Raw genomic sequence first — 14029 nt, forward strand, 5'->3', positions numbered from 1 at the left:
ATGATCGTCGCCTTCATCCGCCACGGGCAGACCGACTGGAACCGCGACGGTCTCCTCCAGGGCTCGAGCGACATCCCGCTCAACGACACCGGCCGGGAACAGGCGCGCGACGCGCTCATGACCCTGCGCTCGCGACCCTGGGATGCCGTCGTGAGTTCGCCGCTGAGCCGAGCGCGCGAGACGGCGACGATCATCGCCGACGGCCTCGGCATCCCGCTCGGGGCGGCGTATCCGGGGCTCGTCGAGCGCGACTACGGGTCGCTCGAGGGGACGTCGTCGGCCGACGCGATCTCGCAGTGGCCCGACCGCGACTACCCCGGCGCCGAGACGCTCGACGCCGTCGCGACCCGAGGTGCCGCGGCGCTCTCGGAGATCGCGGCCGACTTTCCCGACGGCTCGGTGCTCGTGGTCTGCCACGGCACGATCATCCGCTACACCCTTGCCCGCCTCGCCGGGCGGCCCGTGCCCGGGATCGACAACGGGTCGGTGTCGATGGTGCGCGCCGCGGGTGCCGCCTGGGAGGTCGCGACGGTCAACGGCATCCCGCTGGAGGAGATCCCCGAGGAGCACGCCGCCGCGCAACCCTCGCGGGAGGGTGAGGACCGGTCGCACGCGGGCTGATGTCGCCTCAGTTGCAGAATGTCGCCGGAGGACGGAGCAATGTGCAACTAAGTCGACAGAACTACCCCTTCACCGCACCGCCGAGGCCTGCCGACCGCAGGAACACCCGCTGGAACACCAGGAACAGTGCGATCGGGATGGTGGTGGCGATCGCGAGGGCTGCGAGCAGCACGTCGATCTCGACGAACGATTGGATGGCGGGCAGCCTGACTCCGAGGGACTGCAGATCGGGGTCGGTGAGGATGAGCGACGGCCACAGGTAGTCCTTGAGGCTCGCGATGAGGGCGAACACCGACACGACGCCGAGGATCGGTCGCGACATCGGCAGCACGATCCACCAGAACACGCGGAACGCCCCCGCCCCGTCGACCCGCGCGGCCTCGAAGATCTCGCGCGGCAGGTTGTCGAAGAATCGCGTCACGAGCACGATGCTGAACGCGTTGGCCGTCGCGGGCAGCCAGACGCCCCAATAGTTGTTGAGCAGCGAGATGCCGATGACGGGTCGCACGACCGAGAGGTAGAGCGGCACGAGCAGCACGACCGACGGGATGAACAGGGTCGCGAGCACCGCGCCGTTCAGCACGCGGGCGTACCTCGGCCGCAGCACCGAGAGACCGTAGCCCGCCGTCGTCGCGACGAACAGCTGCGTGATCAACGCGCCGAACGCGAGGATGAGCGTGTTGCCGAAGTACTGCCCCACCTCGACGTCGAGCCACGCCTGCGACAGATTCGCCCAGTCGACGCCGCTCGGCCAGAGTGCGAGCGGCTGCTGGATGCTGTCCTGCGTCGTCGTGATGGCGGCTTTCGCGAGCCAGAGGATCGGCCCGAGGCCCGCGACCACGAGGCCGACGAGCAGCACGACGTGCACGCCCGCCATCGCGACGCGCACGCCCGGTCGGCGGCGGTCGAAGACGGAGAGGATGCCGCGGTCGGGCTGGTCGGGCTCGCGCACGGCATCCTCGGCGGGCTCGAGAGCCGGCGGTTCGGTCGTGACGGCTCCCGAGGCCGAGGCGGTCGTCGTCGTCATGAGCTGCTCCAACGCTTGGTGGCCTGGAAGTACGCGAACGACAACAGGCCGAGCACGACCGCGAGCATGAGACTGAGCGCCGTCGCCTCGCCGTAGTTGCCGCCGAGGCTGTTCTGGAACGCGTAGCGGTAGATGAGCAGCAGCACCGTGACGGTCGAGTTGTTCGGTCCGCCGCTCGTGAACAGGAAGGGCTCGAGGAAGACCTGGGCGGTCGCGAGCACCTGGAGGATGAGCATGACGAAGATCACGCCGCGCAGCTGCGGCAAGGTGACGTGCCAGATCTTGCGCCAGATGCCCGCGCCGTCGACCTCGGCGGCGTCGTAGAGCTCGGGCGGAACCGAGAGCAGCGCCGCGAGGTAGATGATGACGCTGCCGCCGGCCGCCGCCCAGGTCGCCTCGAGCACGAGTGACGGCATCGCCGACGCCGAGCTCTGCAGCCAGGGCAGGGGGCCGAGTCCGACCCAGCCGAGGATCGTGTTGAAGACGCCGTTCGGGCTCGCGTCGAAGAAGAACTTCCAGAGCAGCACCGCGACGACGGGCGGCACGACCACGGGAAGGTAGGCGAGCACGCTGTAGAGCCCCTTCGCCCGTCGCACCTCGCTCATGAGCACGGCGAGCAGGATCGGCACGGGGAAGCCGAGGATGAGCGCGAGAAGCGCGAAGTAGAGGGTGTTGAGCACCGCCGTCGGCAGCACGGGGTCGTTCAGCACGTTGACGAAGTTCTGGATGCCGACGAACTGCGAGGTGATGAGGTTCGTCTTCTGGAACGCCATCGCGACCGTCTGGAGGATCGGCCCCCAGGAGTAGAGCGCGAAGACGATGATCATCGGCGCGAGGAACAGCAGGTTCGACAGACCGCCCCCGCGCAGCCAGGTGGCTGGGGTCCGGCGCCGGAGGCGTCGAGGCTGCGCGGGAGCGGTCATGTCGCGTGATTCCTTCAGTGATCTGTGGCCGAGTAGCGCCCGGAGGGCGCGTGTCGAGACCTAGTTGCCGTCGAGGATCGCCTGGGCGTCGACGTCGGCCTGGGTGAGCAGCGCCTCGATGTCGGCGTTCGGATCGGTGAGCACCGCCTGGACGACCGGGTCGAGCAGCGCATAGATCGCCTGCGTGCTGCCCTTCGGCTCACCGACCGGGGTCTGCGCGAAGATGCCGTCGAAGAACCCGGACATCTGGTCGAGGGGCACGTTGACGTACTCCGCGATCCACTCGCGACCCTGCTCGTAGGTCTCCTGGTCGAGCACCGGGAGCACGGGCGTGCCGACCGCCTGGCCGCTCGCGACGAGGGTCTCGGCATCCTGCTTCGCCGCGTCCTCGTTCAGGAGCTTCTGCATGTAGTACCAGTCGATCCACTCGACGGCCGCAGCCTTCGTCGCGGCGTCGATCGAGGGGCTGACCACGGCGATGTCGCCGCCGCCGAGCACGCCGCCGTCACCGTCGACCGGCATGACCGTGAGGCCGTACGAGTCGGGGTTCAGGCCGAAGTCACGCACGAGCGCCGTGTAGACGTCGGAGCCCGACGTGTACATGCCGATGTTGCCGGCGGCGAACTCCTGGTTGATCGAGCCCCAGTCGAGCAGGAAGTTGCTGCCGAGCGAGTCGTCCTCGAAGCGGAGGTCGTGGAGGAACTCGAGCGCCGCGACGGTGCCCGGGTTGTTGATCGTCGACGTGTAGGTGCCGTCGGCGTTCGCCTCCTGGATGCTGCCGCCGCGGGCGACCGTCGCCGCGACGAGCTGCCAACCGCCCGTGTTGTTCATGGTCATCTCCATGAAGCCGGCCTTGCCGGTCGCCTCGGAGATCGCAGCCGCGGCTTCGCGCACCTCGTCCCACGTGGTCGGCGGCGCGTCGGGGTCGAGCCCCGCCGCCACGAACAGGTCGCGGTTGTAGTGCAGACCCATCGCGTACGCCTGGCGCGGAAAGCCGTAGAGCTTCCCGTCGGCGCCCGTGACGGCGTCGAGGATGATCGGGTTGAACTTGTCGGTGTAGCCGAGCGCGTCGATCTCGGCCGTGACGTCCATGAGCTGCCCGTTCTCGAGCAGCGTCTTCGCGTCGGTGAACGGCACCGTGAAGACGTCGGGGAGCGATCCGGCGGCGAGCTGCACCGCGAAGGTCGGTCCCTTCCACTCGTACTCGACGCCGACGACGTCGATGTTCGGGTGCTCCTCTTCGAACTGCGCCTCCTGCTCGGCGAACGCCTCGTAGGCGGCCGCGTCGGCGCCGGGCGGGAACGTCGCGACGCGGAGTTCGGTCTTACCCGATCCGCCGCCGCTCGTGCACGCAGCGAGGGCCGCGAGGGTGACGATCGCGGTTCCGACCGCGATGACCTTCCGTGACTTCATCGTCATGCCTTTCTTTCTACTGGTTCAGGGTTTCTGGGGTGATGCAGGGTGGTGTTTCTCAGTGGTCTCCGGCGGCGGGGATGCGCAGCCACGCCGTGGAGTCGGGGGGAAGCACGCCGTCGGCGCACTCCTCGCTGGCCAGGACGAGCTCTCCCGCGGGGAGCGCGACGCCGGTGCCGGCGAAGTTGGTGATCGACACGAGGTCGGTGGCGGTCCCGTCGCCGCGACGGAAGGCGAGGACATCCGTCCCGAGGTCGAGGAAGGCGAGCGGCCCGTCTCCGAGCGCCGGCTCGCTCTTCCGGAAACGTAGGGCGGCGCGGTAGAGCGCCAGCATGCTGCGCGGGTCGTCCTGTTCGGCCTCGACCGAGTACCGTCCCCAGTCGCTCGGCTGCGGCAACCACGGCTCGCCGACGGAGCCGGCGGGGCTGAAGCCGAACGGCGCGCGGTCCCCCGACCACGGGAGGGGCACGCGGCAGCCGTCGCGGCCCGGGTCGACGCCGCCGGAGCGGAAGTGCATCGGGTCCTGCAGCACGTCGCGCGGCAGCTCGACCTCGGGCAGCCCGAGCTCGTCGCCCTGGTAGACGTAGAGGCTCCCGGGGAGGGCGGCCGTCAGAAGCGCGGCGGCGCGGGCTCGACGCGTGCCGAGCTCGAGGTCGCTGCGGGTGCCGAAGCGTTTGGTGAGGAACGCGAAGGACGAGTCGTCGCGGCCGTAGCGGGTGACCGGCCGCGTGACGTCGTGGTTGGAGAGCACCCAGGTGCTGGGCGCCTGCACCGGGGCGTGGGCCGCGAGGGTCTGCTCGATCGACGCGCGCAGCTCGGCGGCATCCCACGGCCGCGACAGGAAGTCGAAGTTGAACGCCGTGTGCATCTCGTCGGGCGCCAGGTACTTCACGAAGCGCTCGACGTCGGGCAGCCAGATCTCGCCGACGAGCACGCGCGTGCCGGGGTAGGAGTCGGCGACGGCTCGCCAGCCGCGGTAGATGTCGTGCAGCTCGTCGCGGTCGGTGTGCGGGTGGTCGCCGGGTGCGTGGTCGTCGGTGACCTCACGCAGGTCGGGGTCTTTGACGAGCAGCGCCGCGGAGTCGATGCGCACGCCGCCGGCGCCGCGGTCGAACCAGAAGCGCAGGATGTCCTCGTGCTCGCGCCGCACGTCGGGGTGGTTCCAGTTGACGTCGGGCTGCTCGGGCGCGAAGAGGTGCAGGTACCACTGGCCCGGCGTGCCGTCGGGGTTCGTCGTGCGCGTCCAGGTCTCCCCCGCGAACGGCGACACCCAGTGGTTCGGGATGCCGTCGCCGTTCTCGCCCGTGCCGTCGCGGAACCAGAAGCGCTCCCGCTCGGGGCTGCCGGGGCCGGCGGCGAGCGCCGCCTGGAACCACTCGTGGCGGTCGGAGACGTGGTTGGGGACGATGTCGACGATCGTGCGGATGCCGAGCTCGAGAGCTTCGCGGATGAGCGCCTCGGCCTCCTCGAGGGTGCCGAAGTCGGGGTGGATGGCCCGGTAGTCGCTGACGTCGTAGCCGCCGTCGGCGAGCGGGCTCTCGTACCACGGGGTGAACCAGATCGCGTCGACGCCGAGGTCGCGCAGATAGCCGAGCCGGGAGCGCACGCCGGCGAGGTCGCCCGTGCCGTCGCCGTCGCCGTCGGCGAAGCTGCGCACGTAGATCTGGTAGATCACGGCGGAGCGCCACCAGTCGGTGTCGGTCTCGGGGGGTGCCGGCCAGACGGGGGCGGCGGTGGGGACAGGTGCGTCCACGCGGGCTTCCTTGCTCGTTCCTGCGACGCGGCGGTGCGTCGTGATTCGGAATGTAGCTATCCCGACAGAATGATGCAAGAACTAAACAGCCAGCGAAAATCTTGCGTGATCTTGCGTGCTCAGGCGCGCGGAACGGCCCGTCCGGTCGACCCGCGCACGACGAGTTCGGGCTCGAACAGATACTCCTCCGCCTCCACACGCTGACCCGCGAGCTGGGTCACGAGCATCTCGATGACCATGCGCCCCATCGGCTCGATCGGCTGCCGCACGGTCGTGAGCGGCGGATCGGTGCTGTTCATGAGCGCGGAGTCGTCGAACCCGACCACGGAGACGTCGCCCGGCACCGTGAGTCCCGCGCGACGCACGGCGCGCACCGCGCCGAGGGCAAGCGGATCCGACGCGCAGACGACCGCCGTGACCCCCGCGGCGAGCAGCCGCGCCGTCGCCGCCTGACCGGCCTCGAGGTTGTAGTGCGAGTGGGCGATCCGCGACTCCGGCAGCTCGACCCCCGTCGCCGCCGCCATCCGCCGCGCCGACTCGAGCTTGCGCCGCGACGGCAGATGGTCGAGGGGCCCCAGCACGAGCCCGATGTCGCGGTGGCCCAGCTGCACGAGGTGATTCCAGGCGAGTTCGATCGCGACCGCGTCGTCGGTCGACACCGTCGGGAAGCGGATGCCCTCCACCGGGGCGTTCACGAGCACGGTCGGGAGCCGCACCTCGGCGAGACGCCGGTAGTGGTCGTGGGGCGCGTCTTCTTGCGTGTACTGCCCGCCGACGAAGACCATGCCCGAGACCTGCTGCTGCAGGAGGAGATCGACGTAGTCGGCTTCCGAGATGCCGCCGGCCGCTTGCGTGCACAGCACCGGGGTGTAGCCGTTCTGCGCGAGCCCGCCCCCGACGACCTCGCCGAACGCGGGGAAGATCGGGTTGTGCAACTCGGGCAGGAACAGCCCGACGAGACGGGCACGGTCGCCGCGCAGTTTGCTCGGACGCTCGTAGCCGAGCACGTCGAGGGCCGTGAGCACGGTTTGCCGGGTGGCTTCGCTCACCCCGGGCTTGCCGTTGAGCACGCGGCTCACGGTCGCCTCGCTCACACCGACCTGCTTGGCCACTTCCGCCAGACGCCTCGACATGCGCCGAATCTACGCAAGAGAACGCAAGAAGTCGACAGAGCGATTCGATCGTCGACGCGCGAGCCCCGGCCGCGCGGGCTCGTTGCTCCGCGCGGCCGGGTCTCAGCCGATCATGCGCAGTGCGGGTTGGCGTTGTACGGAGCTCCGATGATGTTGCCGCTCACGTCGCGCGGCGCGTAGGTATACAGGTCGTTCGTCTGGTACGCGATCGAGTCTCCGGTGACGAAGCTGTCATCGAAGATCGCCCGCGCAGCCACGTAGTCCGCGTCACTGCAGGCGATCGCAGGCGACGTGTTGAAGGCCTGGGTGGCCAGCGCGGCGATCCGCGGCCGCTCGCCGTGCTCCAGCGCCAGAGCGTCCCGCACGTCCGCGAGATCCTCGGTCTGCGTCACGAGGTTGCCGGCCCCGGGGAACCCGGTGTAGTAGCCCTCGACCATGATGTAGTCGTCGTCGTCCAGGTAGGCCGAGTCGGCGGCGAACTCGTAGTTCGGAACGTAACCGATCGACGGGCTGCCGGGAACGAGGGAGTTCATCATCACGCGGAGCCCGAGACCCTTCACGTACGAGTACAGATTGTCCCGGATCGTGGCGTTCATGTGCTGCTCGCTCACGTAGTCGATGAAGATCCCGTCGATGTACGTGTGGAGGTCGTCCGACGTCGTGATCCACTCCTGCACCCAGCGCACGAAGTTCAGGCACATCCCCTGCGGGCACGCGGTGAACTCCGTCGTCGTCGACGACGGGATGATGTTGTTGACCGAGTTGCCGCAATCCGCCGTGACCGTTCCCGAACCCGTGGTCTCGTCGGGGGCATCCGCGGTGCCCGCGACGTAGCCGAACACGAGCACGTCGGGATTCACGCTCTCGACTCCGTCCAGCACGTCGATGAGCGAGTCGCGGTTGTCGAAGTCGCCGCAGCCTCGCGCGCCGTAGGCGAGATTCGGCCACTCGCTTCCGCCGACGCTGAGGTCGGCCGGGTGCGACAGCACCAGGATGTCCGCTTCCGCGAACTCGTCGACGACCGTCGTGAGTCCGTCGTCGGCGATCCAGGCGTCGAGGTCGCCCTGGAATACCAGGATCTCGAGCGGTGTGGTGGTCGCGAGCGCGGCGGGTGCCGGGCTCACGAGACTCAGCGCGGCGATGACCGGCGCTGCGACCAGCGCCTTGGTGCGATTTCTCATAGCAGTCCCCAAACTAATTATGGAAATGAATTATGCGCGCATGATAATTGCGCGCACGGTGCCGAACCCGGCGGAATACATAGAGAATATCCTCGACTAATGCAACACTCAAGGAAAAGCATTTATGGAAATGCGTGCGTTATTTCCTCCCTCGGCGAGTGTCACCCGAGGACCTCGCCGATCCAGGCGAGGGACGCCGTCGGCATCATGCCGTAGTGGTAGAACGCCACACGCTCGGCACCTGCGGCGCGCACGCGAGCGAGCTTGCCGGCGAGTGCCGATGGCCCGTCCACATCGGGCGACATCGGGCGCAGCAGTGCGTCGACCTCTCCACGGAAGCGATCCCGATAGGCGAGCACCTCACGCTCGGCGCGCTCGAGGTCGGACGTGTAGGGCACGGCGAGCAGCCGCATCCCGGGGTCGAGCCTCGAGACGTCGACCCCGAACTCCCACCCGACGTCCACTCCGAGCGGCCCCGACGCGCGACCGTCGACCCAGCCCTCCACGCCCGCGGACACGTCGAGGAACACGAACTCCGCCCCCGCGTCGCGGGCGACCGCGGCGCACTCGGCCGCGAGGGATGACACGGCGCGCTCTCGGGTCTCGAGGTGCTCGGCGAGCCCGGCCAGCGAACTCGCGACCACGTCGCGCGTCCAGACGTCCGGTGCGACCGCGTCGCCGTCGACCGCGTCGCGGATCGAGGCGGCGAGCGCCGCCGAGTCGCCCGTCTGGCCGCAGGCTTCGCAGAAGCACAGCGACAGCAGGAGCTGCCGCCACCGGTCGAGCGGCGCGAACCGGCGCTCGTGGTGGTAACCGTGCTCGAAGCCGAGATAGTGCAACGCTTCGGCCGCGATCGACCGCACCCCCGTACCGGCGATGTCGGCGGTCAGAGCGGTGGCGTAGCCGCGCGACGCCGGATGCGCGGCGCACAGCGACCCGACGTGCTCGTCGCCGAAGGCGTTCACGACGGCCCCGGGCTGCCCGGCCGGTCCGTCGTTGTGCAGGAAGACCGCCCACGCGTCGACGGTCGACGCCCCCGACTCGGCGACGAGCTCGCGCAGCACGTCGCGGCCCTCGCAGGCGGGCAGGAGGGCCGCGGGCCCGAGACCCCGCGGGTAGCGCTCGCCGCGGGTGCGGAACGACGTCCCCGCTGGTGCGTAATGCACGCGCGAACGCGGATGGTGCGGCAGATAGTCGCGGGCCTCGTGATACGCGGCCGCGAGCGTCACCCCGTCCAGCCCGGCCGCGCGGGTGCGAGCGAGCAGTTCGCCCGCACCCGCGCCGACCACGTCGACCGCGAACGCGTAGATCGAGGTCGAATTCACGACGTGCGACCACCCGGGATCGCCAGTCCCGCCGCCCCCGGCGCCGAGCACGACGCGAGATCGATACCGTCACGCTCGAGCGCGTCGAGCGCGATCCGGGCGCGACGCACCCGCTCGATCCCGAGGGTGACGGCGACCTGCTCCCAGTGGCCGCCCGCCGGATAGATGAGCGCCGCATTGCGGAGTCCGAGCTTCACGTAGACCGGTGCGGTGCGCCGCACGAGCGCGGCCACCTCGTGGTACCTCACGAAGCCGCCCACGTCGTCAGGGGCTTCGATGTACATGTCGATCGGGACGTCGCCGATCTCGGCGCGGATCTCGGCGATCTGGTCGATCGTGAGATCGGGCGAGACGTTGACCGTGTCGGCTCCGAGATCGACGAGCACGCGCGCGGTACCCGGGTTCGAGACCGCCATCATCACCGACACCTTGGCCTGCATGTCCGGCGGCAGCACGCCGTCGGCTCGAGCCCTCCCGAACGCCGCCAGGACGCCGTAGTCGGCGATGAGCACGCTGCGCACCCCGAGGTCGGCGGCACGCGCGATCTGCCGAAGGGCGGCCTCCAGATGAGACGAACCTCGAGCGACGGAGGCGAAGGCGGCTCCCGCCGACGCCCGGCTCGAGGCCGAGACGTCCCATCCGGCCGACGGGCGGGCGAACAGGCACACCTCGACGCCCTGCTCACGACCGAGGTCGGCCATCGCCGTGATCTCGGCGTCGGTCATCAGCTCGATTCCGCTGCCCTGCGAGACGCGGGTGACCGGCACGTCGAGGAGTCGTGCCTCGTCGAGCACCGCTTCCATGCATCGCGGACCCTCCACGCTGGGGATCTCGATGCGGAAGGCGGCACCGTCGGGGAAACGTGCGGTCGACTCACCGGCGGAGGGGGCGGGCATCCCGCCCCACTCCGCCAGCTTCGACGAGCTGGTTGCCGCCACGCTCACCACCCCGCGCACTGCCCGGAGCGCGCGCCCCGGATGTCGTTGACCGAACCGCCGTCCACCGGGGCGGGCGAATTGCCGGTGCAGCTCAGCGCGCCCCTGATCTCGTTGCCGCCGATCGTCACGCCGGACGTCGAGCCGCTCACGCGCACCGGGCCCGAGATCACGTTGTCGGTGAGCACGACCGCGCCCATCGAGCCGGTGACCGTGACGGCTCCGCTCAGCCGGGAGTCGCGGACGACCACGCCGGTCGGCGACTGCGCCGATACGGCGCCGCGCAGGGTCGAGTCGTCGACCCGGAGCTCCGCGCCCGCCCGCACCGAGATACTGCCGGAGACCGTCGCACCGTCGAGGCAGGTGACGCCCGACGCGACGACGAGCGCACCGGGATGCGTCCCCGTGATCGTGCGGTCGCACGCGACCGGCGCCGGACCCTCGGCGTACAGGTACACCCGCCCGCTGGGGTAGGTGTTGCCGGTCGCCGGATAGGCCTCGGGCGTGATCTCGACGCCGCCGCTCGAGGTCAGCACGGCCTCGGCGCCGGTGTAGACGTCCCACAGCACGGCATCCTCGGGCGCCATCGCCGCGTCGGGCTGGACCGTGATCGCCTGCGCCTCACGCGACACGACGACGAAGCCGTTCTCGTAGTAGCGGACGACCTGGTCGTCGAGCTCCCGGTAGCTGGACTCGAGAGGCTCTCCGAGCTCGGTGAAGTAGATCTCGTCGCGCCCGCTCGCCGCCGCGTACCAGTCGCTCGCGAAGGGCGTCGTTCCGACGAGCGCCGAGAGCGCGTACCCGTAGAAGATCGCCGGACGGTCCGAAGCGGCGCGGTAGACCGGGACCTCGACCCCGTCGACGACCGCGACGTCGCCCGTCGGCAGGTAGCGCGCCTGCACGTAGTTGATCTCGAAGAACTGCACGGGCTGGCCCGCCGTGACGCTGCGGGGCCACTCGATGTACGCCTCGTAGCCCGCCTCGCCGTCCCACGGCCGGTAGAACGTCTCGAAGATGTGCGTCATCCCGGCGTTCTCGACGTAGATGTCGGTCTCGGCGCCCCAGATGAACGTCGTGCCGTACGACTCGGTCACGTCGTAGTCGAGCGGCCCGTAGTAGTCGTGGGCGTTCGACAGGCGGTAGGCCTGGTTGCCGAAGATTCGGCCGTCCTCGCCGAGTGCCGCACGCAGCTCCTCGACGAGCAGGAGGCCCGCCTCGTCGTAGGTCGTGCCGGGGTACTTCGCGTTCCAGAGGTCGACGATCTGCGGCGGTAGAGCCCAGCCGCCGATGTAGTCGAAGAACACGCCGTCGTAGCCGGTCTCCTCGAGCCGGTCGACGAGGGCGTCGACGTAGAACTCGCGCAGGTCCGCGTTCATCCAGTCGTAGAAGTAGGCCGGGTAGACCGCACCCGAGCCCGACTGCGGGTCGCCCGGGTTGAGCAGCCAGTCGTCGTGGGTGTTGATCTCCTGGAAGACCGCCTGCACCTCGGGGAACTGCCCGTAGTAGGCGTTCGCCGGATCGAGCTCGGTCTCGTAGTAGCCGTTGAACCAGCGGTAGACGAACAGCTCGCAGCCCGACCCCTGGATCGTCGCGAGATCGGAGCCCTCGAAGACGTTGTAACCGTTGGTCAGACAGACGTCGAACCGCTGAAGGTAGTCGAAGTAGTTCGCCTTCGCGGTCGCGTCGACGAACACCGTGCTCGGGAAGAAGATGAACTCGGCCCGTTCGTTCGGCGCCGGCGGCGTCACGGCGGGTGCGGCCGGGACCGCCACCGCGGCCGATCCCGCGCCGAGCGCGAGCGTCGCGGCGGCCGCGAGCGCCACGAGCGCGCGTCGCGCTCGCAGGGTGGGATGCGTCATGGATGTCTCCTCAGGATGAAGCCGGAACTGCGGACTGACGGTCGCGACGGGGGGTCACCCCTTCATGCCGCCGAAGGTGAGGCCCCGCGCGATGCGCTCTTGAGCGACCGCGAAGAGCACGAGCATCGGGATGGAGGTCAGGATGAGCCCGGCGAAGAGCTGCACCCAGTTCGCGCTGTACTCGGCCTGGATCGACAAGCCGAGCATCCCGACGGGGATCGTGTAGTTCTCCGCGCGCGGCAGCAGCACGAGCGCGAGGATGAACTCGTTCCAGATGTTGAGCGTGTTGAGCACGACGAGGCTCACGACCATCGGAGTCGTCTGGGGCACGACGATCGAGACGAACGCCCGGAACGGCGAGGCGCCGTCGACGTAGGCCGCCTCCTCGAGCTCGCGCGGCATCGAGGTCATGTAGCCGCGCAGCAAGAAGACGTTGAGCGGGATCTGCGTCGCCACGTAGACGAGCACGAGGCCGTTGAGGGTGCCGAGCAGACCGAGGTCGCGGAGCAGCACGTAGAGCGGGATGATCGCGCCGAATCCGGGGAGCATCATTCCCGCGATGAACACGGTCTGCACGACCTCGCTGCCGCGGAACGGGATCCGCGAGAGCGCATAGGCGGCCAGCAACGACACGATGATCGCGATCCCGACGCTCAGCACCGTCGTGTAGAGGCTGTTGAAGAGGAAGCCGCCGATGCCGGCCTTGTCCCACGCGTCGAGATAGTTCGAGAACTGCGGGACCTCGGGCAGCGACCACGGCGACCGCGAGAAGAACTCCGGGTTGGTCTTGAGCGACGTCGAGACGTACCAGGTGAAGGCGCCGACCGACCCGAGGCAGTAGGCCGCGAGTACGAGGTGGAGCACGAGGCGCGACGCGATCTTCGCGGGACTCTGGCGAGCGCGACCCCGCCTGCGAGGTGCGCCCGGGCGGACGGTGAGCGTCGTCATCAGTACTGCACTCCCTCGGACTTGCCGCCGAACCGTCGCGAGAGCACGGTGAGCGAGATCACGACGAGCGACAGCGACACCGCGACCGCCGCCGCGTAGCCGTAGTCGAAGTCGGTGAACGCCTGCTTGTAGAGGAAGGTGCCGATGACCTCGGTCGAGCCGAGCGGGCCGCCGTTGGTGATCGCGATGATGAACCCGAACGCCTGCGAGGCCTGGATGATCCACAGCACCACGAGCGTGCGGGTGACCTCCCAGATGAGCGGGAAGGTCACGTAGCGGAACACCTGGAAGGCGTTCGCCCCGTCGAGCGTCGCGGCCTCCCGCAGTTCCGGGGGCACGCGCTCGATCGCGGAGATGAAGAAGAGCATCCAGATGCCGACCCCGTGCCAGACGGTCGCGAGGATGACGATGAGCATCGCGGTGCTCGACTCGCCGAGCCACTCCCACGCCGCGAGCGACTCGAGCCCGACGCCGGCGAAGAGATCGGAGACGAAGCCGAAGTTGGGGTTGAAGGCGAACTTCCACAGCAAGGCGGCGGTCGTCACCGAGAGCGCGACCGGCGCGAGGATGAGGAAGCGATAGACCTTTCCGCGCTTGAGCGCGCGCGTCGCGAGGGCGAAGAAGATCGCGAGCGGGAAGAGGATGAGGCCGCCCACCACGACGAAGAAGAGGGTGTTCCCCGCGACCCGGTGCAACCGGGCATCGCCGACGAGCCGCACGAAGTTGTCGGCTCCGGCGAAGGCGGCGTCGCCGATGCCGCCCCATTCGGTGAAGGCGATGAACAGGGTCGAGATGCCGGGGTAGAGCGTGAACGCCCCATAGAGGATGACCGCGGGCAGCAGGAACGGGATGAGCAGGCGTCTCTTCTGCCGGTCGACGATGTTGTAGCGACTGCGGGTGCTCACGCGGGC

The 14029-nt window shown here is 69.3% G+C and carries 12 protein-coding genes; 1 reads left to right on the forward strand and 11 read right to left on the reverse strand.

Annotated features, from left to right (window positions below; translation table 11 throughout):
- The gene (locus tag ACO1X9_RS09625; protein ID WP_486350612.1) at positions 1-621 is read left to right on the forward strand and encodes a histidine phosphatase family protein; all 621 of its coding nucleotides are present in this window, start codon (positions 1-3) and stop codon (positions 619-621) included.
- Positions 622-682: 61 nt separating this feature from the next.
- On the opposite strand, the gene ACO1X9_RS09630 is transcribed toward ACO1X9_RS09625, so the two are convergent.
- The 11 genes from ACO1X9_RS09630 to ACO1X9_RS09680 form a co-directional block, all read right to left on the reverse strand.
- Positions 683-1648, reverse strand: a complete 966-nt coding sequence (locus ACO1X9_RS09630; protein WP_486350613.1) for a carbohydrate ABC transporter permease — start codon at positions 1646-1648, stop codon at positions 683-685.
- Positions 1645-2571, reverse strand: coding sequence for a carbohydrate ABC transporter permease (locus ACO1X9_RS09635; protein WP_486350614.1), 927 nt, complete (start codon positions 2569-2571; stop codon positions 1645-1647). Before ACO1X9_RS09635 ends, ACO1X9_RS09630 begins: the two co-directional genes overlap by 4 nt.
- A gap of 60 nt (positions 2572-2631) precedes the next feature.
- Positions 2632-3990 carry an ABC transporter substrate-binding protein gene (locus tag ACO1X9_RS09640; protein WP_486350615.1) on the reverse strand — a complete coding sequence of 453 codons (1359 nt, stop codon included), beginning with the start codon at positions 3988-3990 and terminating at the stop codon, positions 2632-2634.
- Positions 3991-4042: 52 nt separating this feature from the next.
- Entirely contained in the window at positions 4043-5737 is a 1695-nt protein-coding gene (locus tag ACO1X9_RS09645; protein WP_486350616.1) for a glycoside hydrolase family 13 protein, read from the reverse strand.
- A gap of 119 nt (positions 5738-5856) precedes the next feature.
- Positions 5857-6870: a LacI family DNA-binding transcriptional regulator gene (locus tag ACO1X9_RS09650; protein WP_486350617.1), complete on the reverse strand. Its 1014-nt coding sequence runs from the start codon at positions 6868-6870 to the stop codon at positions 5857-5859.
- A gap of 110 nt (positions 6871-6980) precedes the next feature.
- Complete coding sequence (locus ACO1X9_RS09655; protein WP_486350618.1) at positions 6981-8051, reverse strand: hypothetical protein; 1071 nt, start codon at positions 8049-8051, stop codon at positions 6981-6983.
- A gap of 161 nt (positions 8052-8212) precedes the next feature.
- Entirely contained in the window at positions 8213-9376 is a 1164-nt protein-coding gene (locus tag ACO1X9_RS09660) for a hypothetical protein (protein WP_486350619.1), read from the reverse strand.
- Positions 9373-10314, reverse strand: coding sequence for a U32 family peptidase (locus ACO1X9_RS09665; protein ID WP_486350620.1), 942 nt, complete (start codon positions 10312-10314; stop codon positions 9373-9375). Before ACO1X9_RS09665 ends, ACO1X9_RS09660 begins: the two co-directional genes overlap by 4 nt.
- A 2-nt stretch (positions 10315-10316) precedes the next feature.
- Positions 10317-12170: a putative glycoside hydrolase gene (locus ACO1X9_RS09670; RefSeq protein WP_486350621.1), complete on the reverse strand. Its 1854-nt coding sequence runs from the start codon at positions 12168-12170 to the stop codon at positions 10317-10319.
- Between the two features lie 54 nt (positions 12171-12224).
- Positions 12225-13118 carry a carbohydrate ABC transporter permease gene (locus ACO1X9_RS09675; RefSeq protein ID WP_486350622.1) on the reverse strand — a complete coding sequence of 298 codons (894 nt, stop codon included), beginning with the start codon at positions 13116-13118 and terminating at the stop codon, positions 12225-12227.
- The gene (locus ACO1X9_RS09680) at positions 13118-14023 is read right to left on the reverse strand and encodes a carbohydrate ABC transporter permease (RefSeq protein ID WP_486350623.1); all 906 of its coding nucleotides are present in this window, start codon (positions 14021-14023) and stop codon (positions 13118-13120) included. The genes ACO1X9_RS09675 and ACO1X9_RS09680 overlap by 1 nt, the downstream gene beginning before the upstream one ends.
- Between the last annotated feature and the right edge of the window lie 6 nt (positions 14024-14029).

It is taken from the genome of Pseudolysinimonas sp. (assembly GCF_057350545.1).